The following is a 21,664-nucleotide window of genomic DNA, read 5'->3' on the forward strand; positions in this document are numbered from 1 at the left end:
CCGCCCATCAATGCTAATAGAAGGTTCATAACTATAACCATTAGACTCACTTCCATTAATAGCAACACTAACACAGATCGTGGTGTTATTGGCCGCTGCAACACTCCCACAAAAAGCCAATGCAAAAATAAATGCAAATGATAGTAATATGACTTTTTTCAGGATTTCCACACCCTTATACAAAATATCAGTGAAATTTTAAATTTATTTTCACATAGTTAGGAATTTATGATTATTATAGGAATTTTAAACATTTATTTACACTCTAATTTACTATACATGATTTTATTATATTACTATAATACAAAAATCTAATTATTAATCTATATAAACATTACTATTTTAATTTAAAGAGAATTTCGAGTAACCATGTTTGATCTTTGGGTCTTTTAAATTTTCAGGTCTTATTAAATTTTTGAGGGATTAAATTCTTTATTTAATCTGTTTAAATCAATATATAGAAACAAAAAGAAAAAAATATCAAAAATAAAACTCAAAAAACACCGGTTTCAAAAACTTAAAAAAATCAACTCAAAAATAAGGTAAATAGAAATTCTCTTTTATTTACAGTATAGGACTTAATAGTTTTAACTATAGAAAACCAAAAAAGAGAATTATCCCCATTATTCATCAAAACAAAAACTCAAATTAGAAAATTAATCCAAAAATACTTTATTTACTACTCTAAATCACTATCATTCGCCAGAGAATGATTAAAAAATTCATTCCAAAAGTTAAAAAAGTTTAGCGATTAACTATAATCAAATATAACCTCATTCAATGAAAGAAGGAATATTTAAGGTTAAATGGAACCACAACATGCATCTAACATGTGAAAAATCTCTCAAAAATCCATGGGATTTATTGGAGCCGTCGAACACGAAGCCGCCGAACACGAAGTGTTCGAGGCATCAAATTCAAAGAATTTGAAAGTGTTCGGGCCGTCAAAATCGAAGATTTTGACAGTGTTTGTGGCGTCGAAATCGAGATTTCGAATGCGCAAAAATAAAATTTTTGTTAGCTTCGATTTTTCAACAACCCTTAATTTTACACTCTCTTCTGTGGAATGATTTTAAAAAATAATTTTATTTTATTAAATGCTTATTTTTTCCAGGAACTATCAGGTTGCTGGCTGCTGGAAGCACCCGTTAAATTTTCTGGCGGTGAGTTGCTTTCTTGAAAATTAGAAGCTGCTTTAAATATATAAGTTTTGGAAATTAAAATATTATCATGGATATTAGCATTATTTTGAAATTTCTGATTTCTTTTGCAATAGGGGCATTAATTGGCATTGAAAGAGAGCGTAAACAGTTTCAGGTAAAGGAATTTGCAGGGATAAGGACTTTTATGCTTATTGCAGTACTTGGAACTTCATCCGCTTTTTTATCCATATTCTATCCTTATTTTATAATTATAGCATTTTTAGGTTTTGCTGCAATGGTAGGTTTAAGTTATGTTATGACTAACAAGAAAAATGGAGATATTGGAATCACTACAGAGGTTACTGCACTTCTTACGTTTATCTTAGGTGCTCTGTGTTTTACTGATGAAGGCTTACGCATTGTTCCAGTACTTGCAATCATAATAACAACATTACTTGCAGTTAAACCACATTTACACACGTTTGCAAGGAAAATAAGCCAGAATGAAATTATAAACACGTTGAAATTCCTTATAATTGCATTTGTAATACTTCCCCTACTTCCAGACCAGGCTTTTGGGCCCTTTTATGTTTTTAATCCCTATCAAATCTGGTTGATAGTTGTATTTATTTCTGGAATAAGCTTTGCAGGATACATATTGATGAAATTCATGGGGGCTGAAAAGGGAATTAATGTAACTGGAATTATAGGTGGTCTTGTATCAAGTACAGCTGTTACAGCTGCAATGGCTGCAAGAGTTAAAGAGTCAGATCTTATAATAAGGGCAGCAGTGTTTGCTACAGTGGTTGCAAGTTCAATGATGTTTCTAAGAGTTCTATTTGTAGTAGCAGTGATAAATCCTAACTTAATAAGCACTCTTGCAGCCCCAATGCTTAGTATGGGGATAGTAGGTATTATATTGAGCTTTTTAGCCTGGAAAACCACTAAAATCAGAGATTTTAGCGGAGATCTCAAACTTAAAAACCCTTTTTCACTTAGACCAGCGCTAATATTTGGATTGTTGTTTACAGGTATTTTATTTGCCTCTAAGATTGCAGAAATTTATTTTGGAGATGCCGGAGTTTATATTGCAAGTATTATATCAGGAATAGCTGATGTTGATGCTATAACCATAAGCATGGCACTTCTTGCAGGAGATAATATCATCACTCCTGATGTTGCAGTAACTGCCATAACCCTTGCTGCAATTTCAAATACCATTATTAAGTTTCTAATCGCCATGTTTTTGGGAACAAGAAAATTTGGATACATGATAGGTATGATATTTGCTTTTATAATTTTTGCAGGATTATTAGCAATCTTTTTTGTCTGAAAAGTTTTTAAACATTGTCCATTACAGATACTGCATTTAGAAATTCTCACCTTATCTTTGATAAAAACTTAAATAGCGTAAACTTTAAAATCAGTTACATTATTCACAGGTGATAAGATGCGAATACTTTTGATTCATTCTGATTATTTAAAGTATAAAACTAAATCAAAAACAAAAATAGCAGAAGAAATTGGAGAAGAAAAGAAAGGCGGGGAATTTGAAAATGCCTTAGTAGTTTTCACAGCAGTAGAAAAGGAAGATGAGCAGAATGCTTCTGAAGTTGTTGAAAATGCAGTTTCTGAAATAATTAATGTTTCAAGCCAGATAAAACCTGATAATGTGATAATATATCCCTATGCTCATTTAAGTTCATCTTTAGGTTCTCCTAAGTTTGCAAAGAAAATATTAAAGAGTATGGAATTAAGCTTAAAAGAAAAGGATGTTAATGTTTCCAGAGTTCCATTTGGATGGTATAAATCATTTGAAATATCATGTAAAGGGCATCCATTATCTGAACTTTCAAGAACCATAACTGTAAAACCTGAAGCAGCGGAAAAAGCAGAAGAAGAGCCATCAAAATGGTATATTTTGACTGAAGGAGAAATACATGATCCAGAAGAATTTGAATATGAAAATAAAGATCTCCAGAAGCTTGTTTTGTATGAACTTGGTAAGATGGAGTCTTCTGGAGAGGAACCACCACACGTAAGGCTTATGCGTGAGAAAAATATTGCAGATTACGAGTCATCGGCGGATGTAGGTCATCTTCGCTGGTATCCGAAGGGAAGACTGATTCGTGATCTTCTCTCAGATTATGTTTATAACCTGGTAACTGAATATGGAGCCATGCCTGTTGAGACTCCTGTAATGTACGACCTATCAGATGATGCTATAAGAGTACATGCAGAAAAATTTGGAGAAAGACAGTACAGAATGGGTGTTAAAAAAGATCTAATGCTAAGATATGCCTGCTGCTTTGGAGCATTTAGAGTGCTTTCAGATTCATTTTTAACCTGGAAAAATCTTCCTGTGGGGATCTATGAGCTTTCAACCTACAGTTTCAGGCTTGAGAAGAAGGGAGAGGTTGTAGGACTTAAAAGACTTCGAGGATTTACAATGCCTGATCTGCACACTGTATGCAGGGATATCCCTCAATCACTGGAAGAATTTGAAAAACAAATTTCTATGTGCGCAAAGACAGGAGAAGACTTTAATATAAATTATGAAGTAATATTCAGGGCTACATCAGACTTCTTTGAAGAAAATAAAGAGTGGATGTTTAAGGTAGCAGAAAAAATTGGAAAACCGGTTCTTCTTGAGATCCTGTCCAGTCGTAAGCATTACTGGATCTGTAAAATGGATTTTGCAGCCATAGATTACCTTGGAAGGCCTATAGAAAATCCTACAATCCAGATAGATGTTGAAAGTGGGGAAAGATTTGGTATAACTTATGTAAATGAGGAGGAAAAGGAAGAATATCCGATAATCATTCACTGCAGCCCCACAGGAAGTATAGAAAGAGTTATATGCAGCTTACTTGAAAAAACTGCGGTTGAAATTGATGAAAATCCACCAATGTTTCCTACATGGCTTTCACCAACCCAGGTGAGATTAATTCCAATTGCAGAAAGGCATGTGGACTTTGCTTTATCTCTTGCCGAGGATTTTAAGGTTAATAATATGCGGGTCGACGTGGATGAAAGGCATGAGACTGTGGGTAAGAAAATAAGAAATGCTGGGAAAGAATGGATACCTTATACCATTGTGATTGGAGATAAAGAACTTGAAAGCCGTCGAACACGTAGTGTTCGGGCATTCAAAACCGAAGGTTTTGAAAGTGATAAATTAACTGTAAACGTCCGTAAAACCAATGAAAAAGTTTTAATGGATAAAGAGGGGTTAATCAGTAAAATTCAAGCTGAAGTAGAAGACATGCCTTTTAGACAGCTTCCACTGCCTATAAAATTATCTAAAAGGGTTAATTTCTAACCATTATCATCTGACTTCTTTTTGCACCGTGATAGAAATAATTTTATACTTTAAGATAAACATTTAATAGGTGTTTTAAAAAGGAAGGTGATGAGATGCATGAAGAAAAAGATTGTGAATGCCACAGCGAAAGATGACATCATGGAAGACATCACTGGTATCATCACAGGGGCTACACTTCAATTGTTAAAAGAGTAGAAAAGGATGTTTTAGTTCCAGAAGTTCTTTTGGAGGTTGCTGATATTAAGGAGGGGAATTTTCTAGAAATTAGTGTAAGAAAAGTCAGAAAACACAAAGATCATCACGAAGGAGAATAAACCTGATTTTTTAAAAAAGCTATTGCTTCAGATAACTTCAAAAAGTGGATTTAAATTCACTTAATTTATTCAGTCAGTTTAAACAGTGAAAAATAGACATGTATAGTATTTTGGGGAGCTAAATTGAGTTTAAAAGGCATTGAAAACAGATTTCCTTATTTAGGTGTTTCCACATTTTACAAATTCAAACATACAAAAAAATTAAAAAATGTGGATGCTGCACTTGCAGGTGTTCCATTCGATCAGGGCACTACAAACAGGCCAGGAGCACGTTACGGGCCTCGCGCAATCCGTATAGCATCTCAAAATTACGGTATTTACTATCATTTTGAAAAAGGCGCCTTTGATCTGGAAACCCAGAAACACATTCTTCAGGGGGTGAACTTCATAGATTACGGTGACGTGCCCATCTTACCAGTTCATATGGAGTCAAATATGCAAATGATTTATGACACCTTTAAAAATATCATAGATAATGGTGTTTTTCCTGTAGCTTTCGGTGGGGATCACTCAATTACTTTCCCTATAGTTGAGGCGTTTGATGTTCCCATGGACATAGTCCATCTGGATGCGCATCTTGATTTTCTGGATAATGTGGCCAATGTGAAATTTTCCCATGCAAACCCCATAAAGCGAGTTTCTGAACTTGAAAATGTGGAAAATATTACTCAAATTGGTATACGAGGATTTGCAGACAGCAAATTAAATTATGAAGAAGCAATTAAATATGGATCACAAATAATAACTGCAGCAGATGTTTTTAAAAGAGGAGTTGACACTGTTTTAGATGAAATCCCCTCATCACGAAACATATACGTGACTCTGGATATTGATGTCCTGGATCCTTCAATAGCTCCTGGAACAGGCACTCCAGAGCCAGGAGGTCTAAATTACTTCCAGGTGAGAGAACTGCTTACAGGACTAACCCAAAAAGGCAATATCATTGGTTTTGACCTTGTGGAAGTTAATCCTTTGTTTGACCCAGCAGATGTGACTTCTCAACTTGCAGCAAGGATTGCATTTGATTTTTTAGGATCCATTTTCATTTAATTTTATTAACACAGGCTAAGTACCTGTGCCATATAGAAAATTTATTGTAAAAAACCTATAAATAATAGTAACGATATTATGAAGACAAGATTTAAAATTGAGCCACATGAGTACAGGGGTCCCTTTGACCTTGATTTAACCATTAACAGTGGCCAGACTTCTCAACCTGCATGGGGTAAGAATGGCAAATACTTTCAGGAATTAATTAATGTGGATAACAAAGTATGTCTAATTAAAATCGCCCATAAATCTAATTCAGATGAACCAATAGATGTAATCGCTGAATTTCCAGAAAAAATAGATAAAGAACTTATTAAATCTGAAATAATGGAAATATTTGGATTAAATGATGATCTTACAAAGCTGTACGATTTTTTAAAGAATGATCCCAAACTTGAGCCTGCCATTCATTTTTGCAAAGGATTACGTCTTTTTAAGGCAAACAATATTTTTGAATCGGTTGTCTGCTCTATAACATCTGCCCACAATTCCATCAGACAATGGAATAGAGCAGTTCGTCTTTTAAAGGAGAAATGGGGAAATAAATATGAATTATCAGAGGGGACATTCTATTCCTTTCCATCTTCGCAGGTACTTGCAAATGCTCCTGAAAGCGAATTTGACGAGGAAAAATGCGATCCAGAACTTCTTAAAAACAGACATATATGGAAAGACCTTAGAAGCTGTCGTGTGGGTTACAGGGCCAAATACATAATCCAGGCATCAAAGATGGTTCAAAATGAAATTGACCTGGGAAAAATCAGAAATATGGATTACAAAACTGCTTTTAACACTATTTTAAAGATTCCTGGAGTTGGGCCAAAAGTAGGCGACTGTATTCTCCTTTATGGCTATGGCTTTGGAAAAGCGTTTCCAGTTGATATCTGGATAAGTAGAATTGTTTCTAAGCTTTATTTCAATTCACAAAGTGTTTCAAATTCTAAAACAAGGGCTTTTGGAATAGAAAAGTTTGGAAACTATGCAGGATATGCGCAGCTCTATTTATTCCATTATGCACGTAAATCAGGGCTTATGGATGAATTAAAGCCTAAAAAAAGGTTTAAAATGTTCAAACACGTTTAATTAAGGTTAATACATTCTTTCCACCTTAAAATCAGGATTAACATTATATTTTTCTTAAATGCCTGATTAAACCGGGAATTGTTCATATCAATAAGCCATAGATAGCGATTGACGGAACCAGACATTCAACTGACCATTATATGGGATGACCGAGGTAAATGTAAATTTTCTTGGTATTTAAGGTTCGTGGGAAGTTTGCAATAATTTTTATGTAGATTTTTCAACGTTTTTCCTTAGGAATCAAGTCATCTATGATTTTTCTAAAAAAAGATGCTGAGATCATAATGATCACGGATCCTATTGTCACTATAAAATATTTTAAATTAGGATAAGGTATCTGTTTTAAATTAACTGAAATTATAATGTATACCCACATTTTTATACCATTTCATAAACATCATTTAATGATGGGCACATAAACCATCAGCATTATAAATGTTTCATCAATAGAAAATCTTGATTTATTTTTAGTTCAGGTAAAACCATGACAGAGAAAAGATACATAATAGGGTTTCTTGGACCTCAAGGAACCTATACTGAAGGGGCAGCTTCAAAATTAGATGGTAAACTAATAGCATTTGATTCTATAATGGAAGTTATGGAAGCTGTTAATCAAGAAAAAGTTGATATTGGTGTTGTTCCCATTGAAAACTCTATTGAAGGACCTGTGGGCGTTACGCTTGATCTTCTGGCACATGACTATGATTTAAAAATCAGGGGCGAAATAATTTTACCTGTAAGTCACAAGCTCCTTTTAAATCCTGGATCTTCAGTAGAAGACATCGAACTGGTTTATTCCCATGCACAGGCACTTTCACAGTGCCGTAAATTCATTGAAAAAATGGGTGCAAAACCGGTTGCTACAACCAGCACTTCAAAAGCTGCAGAAATAGTTAAAGGTAAAAAAAATGCTGCTGCAATTGGAACACAGCGTGCTGCAGATCTATATGGTCTAAAAATCGCTGCTTGTGATATTCAGGACTACAGAAACAATTTAACCCGGTTTATTGTTATAGGTAAACATGATCAAAAACCCACTGGCCATGACAAAACATCTATTGTTTTTTCACTGGTTGAAGATAGGCCGGGAGGCCTCTACGATGTTCTGGGCGTATTTGCAAAATGCAATGTCAATTTGACTAAGATTGAATCACGTCCTTCCAAAAAAAAGCTTGGAAATTACATCTTTTTCATCGATTTTCAAGGCCATAAGGACGATAAAGAGGTAAAGAACATTTTAAATAACATAAAAAACAAAACATTGTATGTTAAAATTCTGGGTTCATACCCTATGGAAGGGGATGATGGAGATAAGTGCTGAAAGAGATAAAATTATAAAAAGCCTCAATGAACTTGAAACTGAATTTAAGAAGGGTAATGTGCCGGAGAGCCACTATAAATTTCAAAAGAGGCAGTTAACTGGAAGACTTGAGACTTTGGAGGCTGCAGAAAGAGTAATGAGGCTTCAGGGAAAGAAAATTACTGAAGCACCGCTGGAAGCTGGCGATGAAAGTGAAAATGATGAACTGTTTAAAAAATACATCACATCTCCAGGGCTTAAAGAAAAAAATATTGAATCTAATAAGGGGATCTCACAAAATGCGATGATAGCCACTGCACTTTTAATTTTTGCCTTTGCTGTAGGTATTGGATTTGGTATTTACACTTTGAACATACCTGAGGAAGTTTCAAGTGTTTCTTTATATACAAATGAGAGTGCCTTTCCACCTTTCGTGCTTAATAACACCACAAACATGACAAACACCACAAATACAACTAACAGAACCAGACAAATGATGAATACAAGTAAACCTGTTAGCCCTCCTGTAACCCAACCTGCACCAGCAGCCACACCACCAGCAAATGAAGCTAAACCTCAAGAACCAGCAAACAATGATTCCAATAAGACCAACAACAATGATAATAACAGTGCAGCGGGTGAACAAGTACAAAAAAAACCAAAAAACTTAACATCACTAAATTCAAGTAATATTACCAATTAATAAGGCGTGAAAAAATGTTAAAATATCTTTTAAATACATTTTTTTTATAATAAACAGTAATTTCATGAATTACAATCAAAAAGCGAATATAATGTAAGATATTCAATTTTATCCCTCTTTAATTACTATAATAAAATAGAAAATTATATATCCAGTTTTCAGGTGATAATGGATAGAGGTAGATAAATTGAAGAAATACTTACCTGTATTAATCCTCATCTCAGCAGTTGTTCTGGCATCAGGATGTACAGATAGTGGAAATCAAACATCTGGAGACGTAAATAGCAAAAATGAAGTATACATTGGAGATGAGGTAACGTTTGAATACCCTGAAGGGTGGGAAACCATATCAAGTCATGCAAGAGACAGTCTGGTTGCTGTAGGTGACCCAAACTCAGCCGATGAAAATGGTAACACCAGAGTAAACGTGGTAATACAAAAAACAATGAAACCCCACAATACCACATTTGAAGACTATTATACTGCAACTTACGCCCAATTTGCATCTCAAAATTTGGGCTTTATACCAGTATCAGATGGTACATTGACGGTAAATGGGATCAAAGCTTTAGAAAATGTTTATAAAGTCAATTCCAGAGATCAAAAGCGTGCCATATGGATTTTGAAAAACAACAGTATATACATCATCCTTTGCAGTGCACCAGCATCTGAATTTAACAACCAGCAAAAAAACTTCGAAATCATAATCAACAGTTTTAAAGTCATTTAATGTAACCATGAGTTAAGGTGGTATATTGAAAAAAAGTGTTTATCTCATATTAATCATTATTATTGCCGTTGTCTTAGTCTTTTTTTATTTAAAAACACCGGATACATTAAATAACATCACATCAGGAAATGACAGTGTAAATACATATTCTGCAAATGGTATTTCGTTTAATTACTCCAAAAACTGGGAGATTACTAATAAAACAGGTAAATATGTAATTGTATATCTTAAAGATACTGATGCAAACGAAACTGATAATAAACCCGGTGCAGTGGTTGAAATTTCTAAAAAAGCATCGGAAGGTATACCCCTTGAAAAATTTTTTGATGAAGTTAAAACAGGGGCTTCAGGGGTACCTGGGTACAGGCAATTATCTGAAAGAAAAATGAAGATGGATAATGAAACTGCTTATGAATTCAGTGCCAGTGGAATGGATAACGGTATTGAAGAACAGTTTAGAGTGGTTTTACTTGAAAAAGGGGGGTATATATACATGATAGCATGTGGAACACGCGAACCAGCATATCTTGCAAGTAAAAACAGTGATTTTGACATTATAATAAACAGTTTCAAGGTCCAGTAAAAAAATATATTAACCTGCTTTTTAGAAGTTTTTAACATAAAACTTCGAGGTAGTCACTTGAACAGCCCCAGAAGAGATAATAAAAATCTCCTTAGAATCCCTGAGAAAACCAAAAACAAAGGGATAATAACTCATTTTTGGATTAGATATAGAAAAGAGTTAATTGCAGGAGCCATAGCAGTTTTAGTGGCGGTTTTAATCCTGATAATAACAGGCAGTGGAAGTACCGCCCAAAATGACACTGTCACCCCTCCGGATAAAACCATAGAAATACCTGTAAAAATTTACTCTGCCGGGGGGATATACCTGGAATATCCGGCATCATGGAATGTGACCACTGACAAAGTTAATGGAACCACCATGGAAATTGTGATTCAGGACCCTTCATCGGTAAATAATCCAGACAGCGCACAATTAGCAGCTTTTACAATACTTAAACTGCAGAAAGAACCTTATCAAACATTAGAACAGGGAAAAGATAGATTTATCCAGAGTTTAATCATTTCTGGTGCAAATATAGCTCCCACAAATACAACAAACAAAACCGTAGCTGGAATAAACGCCACTGAAACTATATACAGAGGTAACAGTCCAGAATACAAAGATATTCAGTTTAAACTTATATATTTCGAGGAAAATAACATAATTTATATTCTGGCATTCCTTACGAGGGGAACTGATCTGCAGAGCCAGGCACCCTACTTTGACATGATATTAAACAGTTTCAAGCTCCAGTAATTAAAATATAATATTAAAATTTATCATTTAATCTGAAGAAAAAATAGCAATGTTTTTAATTTTCCAGTACGGCATATATATATTACTGAACAGAATATATATCTTTATATTCATATTTGAAAGACAGGATTTAAAACTAACAAGGCTGCCTGAATCTGCTTTTTATTTTAACTCATCAGATGATGTACAAAATAGAAAATTACCTTTTTACTCCCAGTTATACTGTTCTAATTGGAAATTTAAGGAATTAGATTAAAAAAATAAATTGCAGTAATGTTTTTAATGATTTGCCTGGAGGTTAAATTTGCTGGAAGTATATATTTTCAAATATTAATCAGAACTACAAGGAGGAATGAAGAATGGTATTGCCAGTATGCGATGTCTGTTTAAAAAGTGGAATGTTATGTCAGGGGTGTGAAAACAAATTAAAAAGTGGTGAAATCACCCAGCTTGACCTGGACATTGCTAAATTACTTTTCAAACTTGGCGAGGGAAAAATAGGGTTTAAAAAGACAATAGAAATAGGTGACGTCGTTATAATCGTGACAGATAAAGACCAGGTTGGAAAGATCATAGGAAAGAGCGGGAAAATAGTAAGAGCAATATCAAAAAAGGTTGGAAAGAAGGTAAGAGTTATCGGGGAAGGTTCTGACTTTAAAGAGATTGCAAGAGATCTCATAGCCCCTGCAAGAATTTCAGGGATTAACATAGTCTACGGAATGGACGGGGAGAAGAAATACAAAATAAGGGTTATGAGAGAAGATTCAAGAAGACTTCCCTCAAGATTAAATGTTTTAAACAACATTATGAATCAATTAACTGATGAAAAAACTGTTATCGTTATAGATGACCTCTAATTAAAGTATTTGGGGAAAAATATGGAAATTGTGCTTTGTGTTACCGGAAGTATAGCTGCAACAGAAACTATTAAACTTGCAAGAGAGTTTAGAAGGCAGGGAGTTGATGTTAAATGCTTCATGTCTGACGGGGCATGTGAAATAATCCATCCTTACTCCATGGAGTTTGCAACCGGGCAGAAAGTGGTTACAAAGCTCACTGGGGAGGTTGAACACGTTAAATACGCAGATGCTGACATGATAATTGTTGCTCCTGCCACTGCAAACGTTATAAGTAAATTTGCCTGTAAAATTGCAGATAATCCAATTAACACTCTTTTAATTACAGCTTCTGGTTATGAAACACCTGTTTTGATGGTCCCATCCATGCACAATTCCATGTATAAAGCAGTAAAGGACCATATTGAAACCCTAAAAAATGAAGATATTAGCTTTGTAAAGCCTAAAATAGGGGAAGGAAAAGCAAAATTCCCTGATATTCAGGATATTGTTCTCCATGCCATGCGCCAGTTAGGTAATGGCAAATTGAAAGGTAAAAAAGTGCTTGTAAGTGCCGGCGCAACATATGAAAAGATTGATGAAGTTAGAGGAATCACAAACAGAAGTTCCGGCAAAATGGGTGTTGAAATTGCAAAAGAGGCCTTTATTAAAGGTGCAGATGTGACTTTGATCCGGGGCAAAATGACTGCACACATTCCAAATATTTTTAATGTAATTGAAGTTGAATCTGTTAGCCAAATGCGTAGTGCAGTGCTTGAACAGGTCAAATCTCACGATATTTTTATTTCAGCGGCGGCTGTTTCTGATTTTATTCCAAAAATAGAAAAAGGAGAGAATAAAATTTCATCAAATGAAGATATCACTTTGAAACTTGAACGAGCGCCAAAAATAATTGGTGAAGTTAAAAAAATTAATCCTGAAATCTTTTTAGTAGGTTTTAAAGTTGAATATAATATTTCAAGGGATGAATTGATCAAATCGGCATCTAAAAGGATTGAAGAGCACGGGATTGACCTTATGGTTGCAAATGATGTTGCAGTTGAAGGTGCTGGTTTTGGTGAGGATAGAAATCAGGTTATTTTAATTGACGGTGAAATTGTTGATGTTCCTTTGAGCCTTAAAAAGGATGTTGCTTCTAAAATTATTGATAGAGTTTTGAAAAAATATAGTCTAAATTTTTAAATTACTTTTCTTCATCTTCTTCAATAACAGGTCCACGATATCTGCAGTCGAAACATTCCCATATGGGTCCCATATCTGGGATTACCCATTTTATGTTAGTAGAACCACAATTTGGACATTTTTTAACTGTAACCATTTTTTACCCCCAATACGTCAATAAGTTATGCACCTGACTATGTTCTATGGGTCTTAATAACCTTTTCCCTATTAATCGGCCTGTCAGTTGTAAGGTGCAGGTTGTACTGTCTGTTTTTTTGATTTGTAGGAGCCAGTTTATCGAAGTAGTATATTATTAAGAAATATTAAAAAAGTATTTATAGAAATACGGATCATAATCAATACAGGTGATAACATGGTTATGGGATGTGTTTTAATAAAATTGATGCCGGGAATAGATAAGAAAGCATTTGATACTATAAAGAAATTAGAATCAAAAGGAACCTACGCACTCTTTGGTGTGTACGATGTGTTGATGATGGTTGAAGCTGGAGATATTAAAGAACTTACAAGCTTTGTAGTGGACAATATAAGAAGTATAGAAGGCGTTGAAAGCACAAGAACAATGATAGGTGCAGAAATTTAATTTTTTACCATATTTTTTGAAATTCAGTATTTTTATTTTTTTAAAACCAGTTACAGCAAAACTTTTAAAAACAAGTTTGAAACTATCTTATTTAGATGCTGTATTCATTCATAAATTCTATTTTTAAAAAACTCCAGTTATATAGTTTTTAAAAGGAGATGAAGATGAACGATACTCAGAAAATAAGATCAAAACTAAATAAGATTGTTAAAAAAACTGTTGACCACAAAAAAGTATTTGGATGTGTGGTTAATGTTGAATCAGGAGATAATACGCTCTCCTGGATTGGTTCTGCGGGCAATATAAATAATAAAACACCATATTTCATTGCCAGTACTACCAAGTTATATATCACAGCTATCCTGCTAAAGCTTAGATCTGAAGGGAAAATTAAATTAAAAGATAAAATATCTAAATATATTCCCATAGAATCAATATCAGGCATTCACAATTACAAAGGTACTGATTATTCTGATAAAATTACTATTGAGCAACTTATGGCACATAATTCAGGGTTACCTGATTACTTTGAAGAGAAAACTGATATTGGTAAGACATTACGCCAAGAACTCTCTCTCGGACATGATCGTTCCTGGGATTTTCAAAAAGTAATGCATGATGTTAAAAAGCTGAAACCAAAGTTCAAACCCGGTGCCAGGAAGAAGGCTTTTTATTCAGATACAAATTATCAGCTTCTTGGAAGGATTATAGAACTGATAACCAATAAAAATATGGGCGATGTCTTCAACGATTTAATTTTTAATCCTTTAAAACTTAAAAAGACCTATCTATATCAAGATATCAACGATAAAACCCCTATTGACATATATTTTAAAAAACAGCAGATTCACGTTCCTCAAGCAATGGCTTCATTTGGACCCGACGGAGGAATTGTGTCCACAGCCCAAGAATCCATGATTTTTTTAAAATCTTTCTTCAACGGTATTTTTTTCCAAAAAAAAGTTATAAATGAATTAAAACACTGGAACAATATATTCTTTCCACTTAAATATGGTACCGGCATAATGCAATTTAAATTGCCCCGAATATTTTCCCCTTTCAAATCATACCCTGAATTTATCGGGCATTCTGGATTATCCGGCGCATTTGAATGGCACTGTCCAGAAAAGGATTTATATTTAACTGGTACAGTTAATCAGTTATCTAATCCTGACCTGTCTTTTAAACTGCTAATAAAAATAATTGATTGTTTTAAATAAAGTTTTTTAAGTTATATAGCTCAAATTCATTCAAACCTTGTGTTCGGGCACTGGAAATCTGTCAAATTTTGACATATTTTCTTCCTAAAAACTGAATTCACAAACAAAGGCCATGTGATCTTTCTCATAAGGTTCAAGCTTCACTTTTTCAATCACTCTAAATCCTTGTGTCTTTAACTTTGATTCTTCTTCTTTGAATATCTTATTTGGAGCCTTTGTAACATCAATACTCCTTGCTTTTATCATTAAAATACCAATTCCCTCTCCTTTTAGATATAAACGCATATTATCCATGAAAAGCTCTGACTGGCTGGGCTGTGCAACATCTGAATAAATAACATCAACTTTTTGAACCAGATTCATATAACTACGTGGTTTTGTGGCATCATCAAGAATTGGAACCATATTTTCACGGGCTTTGCAAACATCCATCAGATTTCTCATCATCCTCGGCGAAAACTCAACACAATAAATCAAACCATTTTTACAAACATCTGAAATATGTGAAAGCGTGGTGCCTGCTGATGCCCCTAAATAAAGTACTTTTGAATCATTTTCAAATGGAAAAACACTTAAACCATTTAAAATAGCTGCAGAAAGCTTAGATCGTCTTGGATCCCATATTCTATACTCTTTATCTTTAAGTTCAACCAGTCTTTCGCTGTAAACTTTAATTCCGGGATTTAAATTTTCTGTTGCAATATGATTGTCTATTTCATAGACTCCAGTGAATTTTTGTCTAATTTCCATTTTAATTTATCCTTCTTTTTCTTTCTTTTACCCTTTTTATCCTTTTTTTGAAATTTACCGGCCCTTGGAGGAAATGGATATGTTTTTTTTATTCCTGCAAGTCTCTTTTCAAGCTCTTCTTTTAAAGTAGGATCAAATTCACCAGAATAAACATCCTTTCTAACAGCAAGTGAAATTTTAGCAGCAAGAGCTCTTGCAAATTTTCCTTTAAGCCACCATTTAGCACTTCTAATTTCTGGATACTGGTAGATAAGCCCATGTTTTGGAGGGCGTTCACCTGTCTTTAAATGCCTGAAAAGTGCTTTTTCAGCGCCCATAATTTGAACCGTGCTTGAAGGTAACAGTGCAAGCTTTTCAATGCTTCCAGTATGTGCTATAAGCTTTGCACCGAGCAATGCACCCACAAGGTCGCTTAAATTCGGGGCGATTTCACCCATTTTTTGCTCCACATATTCATTAAGTGATTTTCGGGTGTTTTGAAGAGTTTTAACAGAGTTTGCAAATTCCTGGATCATCTGGAGGTCTTCACCTTCAATTTCAGCTCCAGTACTTTGATCTTTAATATTAAACTCACCTAAATCTTCATTTTGCATTATAGAATTAATATCGCCATATTCTGCAATTAAATCAACATACTTTTCATTGCTTTTAATTTTTTCAAGTTCTGGAGAATGGATTGCATACCATTCCCTTAATCTTTCAATTAGTTTACCTGTAGCTTCATCAATTTCATCTATTGAATTAATAGCCTGAATTAAGTACATATCTTCTGCTTTGGAGGCCTCTTTAATTTTGTAATCTGTAAGATCAAATGCTACTCTGCGCAGTTCCTGATTTAACTCATCACTTGATACTATAAAACCAGTTTTTTTTAAAACACTGGCCATGTTTAACCTTAAATAATCTCCTGCAGCACTCGGATTTTCAAATTTGAATTTAGATGATCCTTTCAAGCTTTTATACTTCGAGACACGGATATTAGTTTCAATAATCATTGAATCACATTTTTTAATGTTCCTTCGAAGTAAAAATTCTTCTTCCTGGGTTAAATCTCCTTTACCTGTCTCAATTATTCTTTCTGTGATTTTTTCCTTTGGGAAAAGTTCATAATCAATGAGATTGAAATCTTTATCCAATATAACAAAACCTGCAAAACAACCTGTAAGATAACATTTCATAGAAATTGATCTGTATCATATAGTTTTAAAGTTTTTTTATGGTGGAGCAAAATGTTAGAAGTCAGCATATGTAACATTAAACTAAAAAATCCAACCATGCTTGCAGCCGGTATTCTTGGAACTACTGCTGCTTCAATGAACTGGGTTTCAAGAAGCGGTGCTGGAGCAATTGTAACCAAATCATTTGGTCTAAATCCAAATAAAGGTTACCCTAACCCAACAACCGTTGAAGTAACCGGAGGAGTTATAAACGCCATAGGACTATCAAATCCAGGTGTAGACGTATTTATTGGAGAACTGGAAAAAATTGAAAGGTCAACTCCAATCATTGCCTCAATATACGGCGCTTCAGGGAATGATTTTGCTCAAATAGCCTCCAAAATTGAAAATTATGTTGATTTAATTGAATTAAATGTTTCATGCCCCCACGCACAGAAAGGTTGTGGTGCTTCAATAGGGGAAGACCCCAACCTCACAGGAGAGATTGTAAAAGCTGTTAAAAAAATAGTTGATATCCCGGTCATTGTTAAATTAACGCCTAATGTTACTGATATCGTTGAAATTGCACTCAGTGCCGAAAAAGCAGGGTGTGATGGATTAACTCTTATAAATTCCCTTGGCCCAGGGCTTAAAATAGATATAGAAACTGCTAACCCTATTCTTTCCAATAAATTTGGAGGGATGTCTGGACCTGCAATTAAACCCATCGCACTTAGGTGTGTTTATGATGTATATGATGCAGTTAAAATTCCTGTTATTGGTGTTGGCGGTATTGCAGATTACAGAGACGTGGTAGAATTTTTATTTGCTGGAGCCAGCTCTGTTCAAATTGGTACCTCAGTTATGTATAAAGGACCCTCTATTTTCAATGAAATTAATATTGGAATCCAAAAATTCATGCAGAGAAAAGATTATTTTTCCATAGATGAAATGGTGGGAATTGCACATTATGATTAAAAATAAATCAAAATCAGGCTGATAACATGCACGTTCCGAAAACTGTTGAAATAAAAAGAGTTATTGAAGAAACAAAAACTGTAAAGACATTTATTTTTGACTTCGACACGGAAAATGTTAAACCCGGGCAGTTCATGATGGTCTGGAACTTTAAGGACGAAAAACCAATGTCCATATCCTTAATTGATCCCATCAATGACAAAATAGGTATAACCATGAAAAAGATCGGCCCATTTACAGAAGCTGTTTGCTCACTAAAAGCAGGGGACAAGCTTGGTTTAAGAGGTCCCTATGGTCGTGGTTTTGAAATAGCTGGCTCAAATATACTTGCAGTTGGAGGGGGTGTTGGAATGGCTCCAATTTCAGCATTTGTACATGAATGCTTGCGGAGAGGAGTTAATGTTGATGTTATAAGTGCAGCGACCACAAAAGATGAGCTTTTATTTACAGAACAACTTAAATCCACAGATATTACTGCATATGCATGTACAGACGACGGAACCTATGGTTTCTGTGGTTTTGCCACCGAATTCATGGAGAAAATAATTGAAAAGAAGGATTATGATATGGTGGTTACCTGTGGGCCTGAAGTAATGATGAAAGGAGTATTTGATATCATTGATAAACTTAAAATTCCTGCTCAGTTTTCACTGGAACGCTACATGAAATGTGGATTTGGAATTTGTGGGCAGTGCTGTGTTGATGATATTGGATGGAGAGTCTGTGTCGAAGGACCTGTTTTTTGGAGTGATGAAGTGAGACTAATAACAGAATTTGGTAAATATAGAAGGGATGCAGCCGGAATGAAACATAAAATATAATATTTACTAAAAATAAAAAAATAGGTCCTTGAATCAGGTTCAAGACAATTTTATCTCAATGGAATTAGAAATGGCAGAATGTTTAGAACCATTGGGATCATTAAATTTAACACTGAACCCTCCTATAAAATAAGGGTTGGATACTGTAGCATCAGGTCCAAAATCTTCCTGTACCTCTGCATCAGTGGGTATATATGTGGTACTTGTGTATTTTTTGGTTTCTCCAGGTTTAAGAGTTCCAACGACCTGTTCAAAGTCCTGACTGTCAAGTAGAACATTGTATACAGTTTCAGTTCCATTATTAGTTACCTCATACTGAATGGTTATATTCATACCTTTTTTAGCTGTTTCAGGACCTTTTTGAACTGCAACCACATCAATTGCCCTGGTAACGTTGGTGTTATTCTGTGGCTGGGTAGTTGTATTATTTTGAATGGTTGTGTTATCCTGGCTGGTGCATCCAGATACAAAAACAACCATACCAATAATAGCAAATATAATCACAATTCCTATCTTTTTACCCGTTTTAATCCCTCCTTTGAAAAATTATTATGGACATAAACATATATAAAATGATCATCAGGATAAACTATCTAAAAATAATGCTTAGTAGGGCTTAAAATATAATTTTAATGTATCTATGAAAATTTGATCTGTTTATCCTTTTTTATCAACTCATCGAACTCTAATCCTGCGCTATACGCCAGATCCACGTCTACCTTATAATTTTCTCCTCTGGTTTCAATAAGATCGTCAACATGGACGAAACGCCATTTTTTATTCTTAAATTTAACACCCAGATATGGTTCTGCCCCAAAGATTTCTGAAAACTCCTTTAATCCGATGATTTTTCTAGAATTAATATAAATATGATTTGCAGAAGTTGTTTTAACCTCAATTGCCAGATAAACCCTTCCATTACCTGCAATTATATCTGGAAGCGGCTTTTTTGTTGCCCCTCCTGAAGCCGGTGCTCTCATAGCAGCACAATCTGCATCCCAGAGCATTTTTACCAGTTCACGCTCAACACGTGACCCTCTTTTATTCATAATAATCAGAACATTAATTTTTGAAAATAAACTATCAATCTATCAAAAAATCGAAGATTTTGACGCCATGAAAGTTGCAGGAATTTAAAGATAGTTATAATTTAATGCAATATAAAACCTTTGATAGAATTAAGATAACTTTAACTGGCATTAAATTTTGTGAAACCTCATTTAGAATTTTTGTGAATTTATTCCAGTTTTAGCTAGAATTAATATGTATGGAGAATTTCTTACAATTTAAATGAAGGGTCATAATAATCCATTTTAGAAGCATTAAAAGTGCCATTTTTACCGGATTCTCTAATCCACTCAATTCTTGCGCTCTTGATAATCAGTTTTTTATCTGTAAAAATAATGTCCACTATTATGCCTGCCTGGCAATCATTGGTATTAAATGTTATAAATCTGGAAAAAGAGCCTTTAAATACGTACTTATTTTTTAAAAACCACTGAGTTAGATTAACACTGTCCATGTGGCCTATTAATTTGCCTTCAAGTAAAACATCGCATTTAAGTGAGCTACAGGTTCTCTCTATTTTAAGCATTTAGCTATCACCAATATTGATTTAACTGAAGATTAATTTATAATAGCAAATATATTTTTTTATTATTGAATCAGTAAATTCGATGATGATTAAAATTAAAATAAGTAAGAATGGGGCCGGGGCCGAGATTTGAACCCGAGTCGTGGGATCCACAGTCCCAAAGGATAACCACCTACCCCACCCCGGCCTGGGAATTAAATAATATGGAGTAAATATCACAAATGCGGGAGCAGGGATTCGAACCCTGGTAGGCCTACGCCAACGGGTCCTAAGCCCGTCCCCTTTGGCCAGCTCGGGCACCCCCGCCAGCTATTAGTTTTGTCAAAATCAGCGATTTTGACTGTGTGGAAATCAAATCCTCAAAAACCATAGCATACAAAACGAATTTTGTTATCTCAGCATCTGATAATTTTGAGAATTTTTGAGTTAGAAAAATGCTCCGGCCGGGATTCGAACCCGAGTCTTCGGCTCGAAAGGCCGAAATGATTGGCCGGACTACACTACCGGAGCATGTAAATAATTTATTGTTTGCTGCATCAAATTCCACGAATTTTAGAAGCATATGGATGGGCCCAATGGGATTCGAACCCATGGCCGCTCGGTTATGAGCCGAGCGCTCTACCTGGCTAAGCTATGGGCCCACAGCGCCGCCGGCAGGACTCGAACCTGCGACCAATCGGTTAACAGCCGAACGCTCTACCTACTGAGCTACGGCGGCCACGCCAAGCAAAGCATGCAAACACCAACATGAATTGTTTGATGCATGCGAAAAATTGACAGTTTTTCGCTGTTACGAACCGAAGATCCATAAACATCAAAAACGTTTGGTTTTTGAAGCGTGCAAGCTACAAGCTGGGGTTTGCAAGGATTGAAAATATAAGCACATTTGTGACGTATTGTTTAAGTTAGTGATTATAGTATATAAACGTTTTGGATATTTAAATTAGTAGTATAGACTGATTTTCGCCTGATTTTTGGTGATTATAGCATATATACTTTGTTATTACTGGCTTATATATGTTTTATGTATGACATAGAAAGAGAAAAGACCATTATCGAAGACTTCAAATTAATCTAATCAAAAGATTTTAAAAGTTTTAATTTTCAATAAATTCATTATAAATACTATTACTTAGAACCTCATTCTAACACTACTAAGGTGAATTATGAATCTTATAAACAAAATCAAAAACTTCGAAGTCCTTGATTTAATGCAAAAAGCTAATAAAATCACCCTTAAAAGACATGGAAATCAAATAACACTTGAAAGGGCTATTTTTCTTTCATGGTGGTGTGATAAAGGCGACTGCCTGTTTTGCTACATGTCATCACAGAAACCGAAAATTAGAGAACCCGGTACTGCAAGGCGTAATGTAAATTCAATTTTAGCCGAAGCAGAGCTTTGCAGAAGAATTGATTGGAAAATTGAATTTCTTTCAGGTGGATACGGCTCTTTTTCAACTGAAGAAATAAAGGATATTTCAAAGAGAATCTACAGGATCACTGGAGAGCCTGTATGGCTCAACACTGGAATTACAAAGGATCTTGAGGCCT

The 21,664-nt window shown here is 34.6% G+C and carries 23 protein-coding genes and 5 tRNA genes; 16 read left to right on the forward strand and 12 right to left on the reverse strand.

What is annotated here, in order from left to right; translation table 11 throughout:
* Window positions 1-183 (reverse strand): hypothetical protein (locus tag PQ963_01845; protein MEN4028414.1); only part of this gene is annotated, 183 nt, incomplete at its 3' end.
* Window positions 184-1,230: 1,047 nt separating this feature from the next.
* Here PQ963_01845 and PQ963_01850 point away from each other — a divergent pair.
* The 11 genes from PQ963_01850 (at window position 1,231) to coaBC (ending at window position 13,007) form a co-directional block, all read left to right on the forward strand.
* Entirely contained in the window at window positions 1,231-2,475 is a 1,245-nt protein-coding gene (locus PQ963_01850) for a DUF4010 domain-containing protein (GenBank protein ID MEN4028415.1), read from the forward strand.
* 117 nt (window positions 2,476-2,592) lie between these two features.
* A complete protein-coding gene (locus tag PQ963_01855; GenBank protein ID MEN4028416.1) occupies window positions 2,593-4,464 on the forward strand; it encodes a threonine--tRNA ligase in 1,872 nt (623 codons plus the stop codon).
* A gap of 440 nt (window positions 4,465-4,904) precedes the next feature.
* Window positions 4,905-5,831 (forward strand): agmatinase, encoded by a 927-nt coding sequence (gene speB / locus PQ963_01860; GenBank protein ID MEN4028417.1) that lies wholly within the window; start codon window positions 4,905-4,907, stop codon window positions 5,829-5,831.
* Between the two features lie 78 nt (window positions 5,832-5,909).
* Window positions 5,910-6,914: a DNA glycosylase gene (locus PQ963_01865; GenBank protein MEN4028418.1), complete on the forward strand. Its 1,005-nt coding sequence runs from the start codon at window positions 5,910-5,912 to the stop codon at window positions 6,912-6,914.
* A 484-nt stretch (window positions 6,915-7,398) separates the two neighbouring features.
* Window positions 7,399-8,235: a prephenate dehydratase gene (pheA, locus tag PQ963_01870; protein ID MEN4028419.1), complete on the forward strand. Its 837-nt coding sequence runs from the start codon at window positions 7,399-7,401 to the stop codon at window positions 8,233-8,235.
* Window positions 8,219-8,917: a hypothetical protein gene (locus tag PQ963_01875; protein MEN4028420.1), complete on the forward strand. Its 699-nt coding sequence runs from the start codon at window positions 8,219-8,221 to the stop codon at window positions 8,915-8,917. The genes pheA and PQ963_01875 overlap by 17 nt, the downstream gene beginning before the upstream one ends.
* Before the next feature lie 187 nt (window positions 8,918-9,104).
* Complete coding sequence (locus tag PQ963_01880) at window positions 9,105-9,647, forward strand: PsbP-related protein (protein ID MEN4028421.1); 543 nt, start codon at window positions 9,105-9,107, stop codon at window positions 9,645-9,647.
* A 25-nt stretch (window positions 9,648-9,672) separates the two neighbouring features.
* Entirely contained in the window at window positions 9,673-10,230 is a 558-nt protein-coding gene (locus PQ963_01885; GenBank protein MEN4028422.1) for a PsbP-related protein, read from the forward strand.
* 57 nt (window positions 10,231-10,287) lie between these two features.
* Window positions 10,288-10,968, forward strand: a complete 681-nt coding sequence (locus PQ963_01890; GenBank protein MEN4028423.1) for a PsbP-related protein — start codon at window positions 10,288-10,290, stop codon at window positions 10,966-10,968.
* Between the two features lie 359 nt (window positions 10,969-11,327).
* Window positions 11,328-11,825 carry a KH domain-containing protein gene (locus PQ963_01895; protein MEN4028424.1) on the forward strand — a complete coding sequence of 166 codons (498 nt, stop codon included), beginning with the start codon at window positions 11,328-11,330 and terminating at the stop codon, window positions 11,823-11,825.
* A 21-nt stretch (window positions 11,826-11,846) separates the two neighbouring features.
* Window positions 11,847-13,007 carry a bifunctional phosphopantothenoylcysteine decarboxylase/phosphopantothenate--cysteine ligase CoaBC gene (gene coaBC, locus PQ963_01900; protein ID MEN4028425.1) on the forward strand — a complete coding sequence of 387 codons (1,161 nt, stop codon included), beginning with the start codon at window positions 11,847-11,849 and terminating at the stop codon, window positions 13,005-13,007.
* Window position 13,008: 1 nt separating this feature from the next.
* On the opposite strand, the gene PQ963_01905 is transcribed toward coaBC, so the two are convergent.
* A complete protein-coding gene (locus PQ963_01905) occupies window positions 13,009-13,143 on the reverse strand; it encodes a hypothetical protein (GenBank protein MEN4028426.1) in 135 nt (44 codons plus the stop codon).
* Window positions 13,144-13,359: 216 nt separating this feature from the next.
* Between PQ963_01905 and PQ963_01910 the strand changes: the two genes are divergently transcribed.
* Window positions 13,360-13,590, forward strand: a complete 231-nt coding sequence (locus PQ963_01910) for an Lrp/AsnC ligand binding domain-containing protein (GenBank protein ID MEN4028427.1) — start codon at window positions 13,360-13,362, stop codon at window positions 13,588-13,590.
* A 164-nt stretch (window positions 13,591-13,754) separates the two neighbouring features.
* Window positions 13,755-14,810 carry a serine hydrolase domain-containing protein gene (locus PQ963_01915; protein ID MEN4028428.1) on the forward strand — a complete coding sequence of 352 codons (1,056 nt, stop codon included), beginning with the start codon at window positions 13,755-13,757 and terminating at the stop codon, window positions 14,808-14,810.
* 84 nt (window positions 14,811-14,894) lie between these two features.
* On the opposite strand, the gene PQ963_01920 is transcribed toward PQ963_01915, so the two are convergent.
* Both PQ963_01920 and PQ963_01925 read right to left on the reverse strand, forming a co-directional pair.
* Window positions 14,895-15,560: a fibrillarin-like rRNA/tRNA 2'-O-methyltransferase gene (locus tag PQ963_01920; GenBank protein ID MEN4028429.1), complete on the reverse strand. Its 666-nt coding sequence runs from the start codon at window positions 15,558-15,560 to the stop codon at window positions 14,895-14,897.
* The gene (locus tag PQ963_01925) at window positions 15,521-16,738 is read right to left on the reverse strand and encodes an ATP-binding protein (protein ID MEN4028430.1); all 1,218 of its coding nucleotides are present in this window, start codon (window positions 16,736-16,738) and stop codon (window positions 15,521-15,523) included. Before PQ963_01925 ends, PQ963_01920 begins: the two co-directional genes overlap by 40 nt.
* Before the next feature lie 51 nt (window positions 16,739-16,789).
* Between PQ963_01925 and PQ963_01930 the strand changes: the two genes are divergently transcribed.
* Together PQ963_01930 and PQ963_01935 are read left to right on the forward strand one after the other, a co-directional pair.
* Window positions 16,790-17,695: a dihydroorotate dehydrogenase gene (locus PQ963_01930; GenBank protein ID MEN4028431.1), complete on the forward strand. Its 906-nt coding sequence runs from the start codon at window positions 16,790-16,792 to the stop codon at window positions 17,693-17,695.
* Between the two features lie 26 nt (window positions 17,696-17,721).
* On the forward strand, window positions 17,722-18,516 hold the full coding sequence (locus PQ963_01935) for a dihydroorotate dehydrogenase electron transfer subunit (GenBank protein ID MEN4028432.1): 795 nt from the start codon (window positions 17,722-17,724) through the stop codon (window positions 18,514-18,516).
* A gap of 39 nt (window positions 18,517-18,555) precedes the next feature.
* On the opposite strand, the gene PQ963_01940 is transcribed toward PQ963_01935, so the two are convergent.
* From PQ963_01940 to PQ963_01975, 8 genes are all read right to left on the reverse strand, one after another.
* Complete coding sequence (locus PQ963_01940; protein MEN4028433.1) at window positions 18,556-19,020, reverse strand: hypothetical protein; 465 nt, start codon at window positions 19,018-19,020, stop codon at window positions 18,556-18,558.
* Window positions 19,021-19,154: 134 nt separating this feature from the next.
* Window positions 19,155-19,565 (reverse strand): Holliday junction resolvase Hjc, encoded by a 411-nt coding sequence (gene hjc / locus PQ963_01945; GenBank protein ID MEN4028434.1) that lies wholly within the window; start codon window positions 19,563-19,565, stop codon window positions 19,155-19,157.
* A gap of 230 nt (window positions 19,566-19,795) precedes the next feature.
* Window positions 19,796-20,110, reverse strand: a complete 315-nt coding sequence (locus PQ963_01950) for a hypothetical protein (GenBank protein ID MEN4028435.1) — start codon at window positions 20,108-20,110, stop codon at window positions 19,796-19,798.
* A gap of 111 nt (window positions 20,111-20,221) precedes the next feature.
* A tRNA-His gene (locus PQ963_01955) sits at window positions 20,222-20,297 on the reverse strand.
* Between the two features lie 35 nt (window positions 20,298-20,332).
* Window positions 20,333-20,416: transfer RNA gene (locus tag PQ963_01960), tRNA-Leu, on the reverse strand.
* Window positions 20,417-20,545: 129 nt separating this feature from the next.
* Window positions 20,546-20,620: transfer RNA gene (locus tag PQ963_01965), tRNA-Glu, on the reverse strand.
* Window positions 20,621-20,677: 57 nt separating this feature from the next.
* A tRNA-Ile gene (locus PQ963_01970) sits at window positions 20,678-20,751 on the reverse strand.
* A 4-nt stretch (window positions 20,752-20,755) separates the two neighbouring features.
* Window positions 20,756-20,828, reverse strand: a tRNA-Asn gene (locus PQ963_01975).
* A gap of 448 nt (window positions 20,829-21,276) precedes the next feature.
* Between PQ963_01975 and PQ963_01980 the strand changes: the two genes are divergently transcribed.
* A partial coding sequence (locus tag PQ963_01980; GenBank protein MEN4028436.1) for a radical SAM protein occupies window positions 21,277-21,664 on the forward strand: 388 nt, incomplete at its 3' end.

Origin of the sequence: Methanobacterium sp., from assembly GCA_039666455.1 — an archaeon.
In the GTDB taxonomy this organism is placed as follows: Archaea; Methanobacteriota; Methanobacteria; order Methanobacteriales; family Methanobacteriaceae; genus Methanobacterium_D.

What these genes read in the sequence shown, in the direction of transcription:
- PQ963_01930 (MEN4028431.1), top strand. Translation starts at nt 16,790, where the DNA reads ATGTTAGAAGTCAGCATATGTAACATTAAACTAAAAAATCCAACCATG.
- PQ963_01910 (MEN4028427.1), top strand. Translation starts at nt 13,360, where the DNA reads ATGGTTATGGGATGTGTTTTAATAAAATTGATGCCGGGAATAGATAAG.
- PQ963_01920 (MEN4028429.1), bottom strand. Translation starts at nt 15,560, where the DNA reads ATGGAAATTAGACAAAAATTCACTGGAGTCTATGAAATAGACAATCAT.
- PQ963_01850 (MEN4028415.1), top strand. Translation starts at nt 1,231, where the DNA reads ATGGATATTAGCATTATTTTGAAATTTCTGATTTCTTTTGCAATAGGG.
- PQ963_01855 (MEN4028416.1), top strand. Translation starts at nt 2,593, where the DNA reads ATGCGAATACTTTTGATTCATTCTGATTATTTAAAGTATAAAACTAAA.
- PQ963_01865 (MEN4028418.1), top strand. Translation starts at nt 5,910, where the DNA reads ATGAAGACAAGATTTAAAATTGAGCCACATGAGTACAGGGGTCCCTTT.
- PQ963_01895 (MEN4028424.1), top strand. Translation starts at nt 11,328, where the DNA reads ATGGTATTGCCAGTATGCGATGTCTGTTTAAAAAGTGGAATGTTATGT.
- pheA (MEN4028419.1), top strand. Translation starts at nt 7,399, where the DNA reads ATGACAGAGAAAAGATACATAATAGGGTTTCTTGGACCTCAAGGAACC.
- PQ963_01915 (MEN4028428.1), top strand. Translation starts at nt 13,755, where the DNA reads ATGAACGATACTCAGAAAATAAGATCAAAACTAAATAAGATTGTTAAA.
- PQ963_01925 (MEN4028430.1), bottom strand. Translation starts at nt 16,738, where the DNA reads ATGAAATGTTATCTTACAGGTTGTTTTGCAGGTTTTGTTATATTGGAT.
- coaBC (MEN4028425.1), top strand. Translation starts at nt 11,847, where the DNA reads ATGGAAATTGTGCTTTGTGTTACCGGAAGTATAGCTGCAACAGAAACT.
- PQ963_01950 (MEN4028435.1), bottom strand. Translation starts at nt 20,110, where the DNA reads ATGCTTAAAATAGAGAGAACCTGTAGCTCACTTAAATGCGATGTTTTA.
- hjc (MEN4028434.1), bottom strand. Translation starts at nt 19,565, where the DNA reads ATGAATAAAAGAGGGTCACGTGTTGAGCGTGAACTGGTAAAAATGCTC.
- PQ963_01905 (MEN4028426.1), bottom strand. Translation starts at nt 13,143, where the DNA reads ATGGTTACAGTTAAAAAATGTCCAAATTGTGGTTCTACTAACATAAAA.
- PQ963_01875 (MEN4028420.1), top strand. Translation starts at nt 8,219, where the DNA reads ATGGAGATAAGTGCTGAAAGAGATAAAATTATAAAAAGCCTCAATGAA.
- PQ963_01935 (MEN4028432.1), top strand. Translation starts at nt 17,722, where the DNA reads ATGCACGTTCCGAAAACTGTTGAAATAAAAAGAGTTATTGAAGAAACA.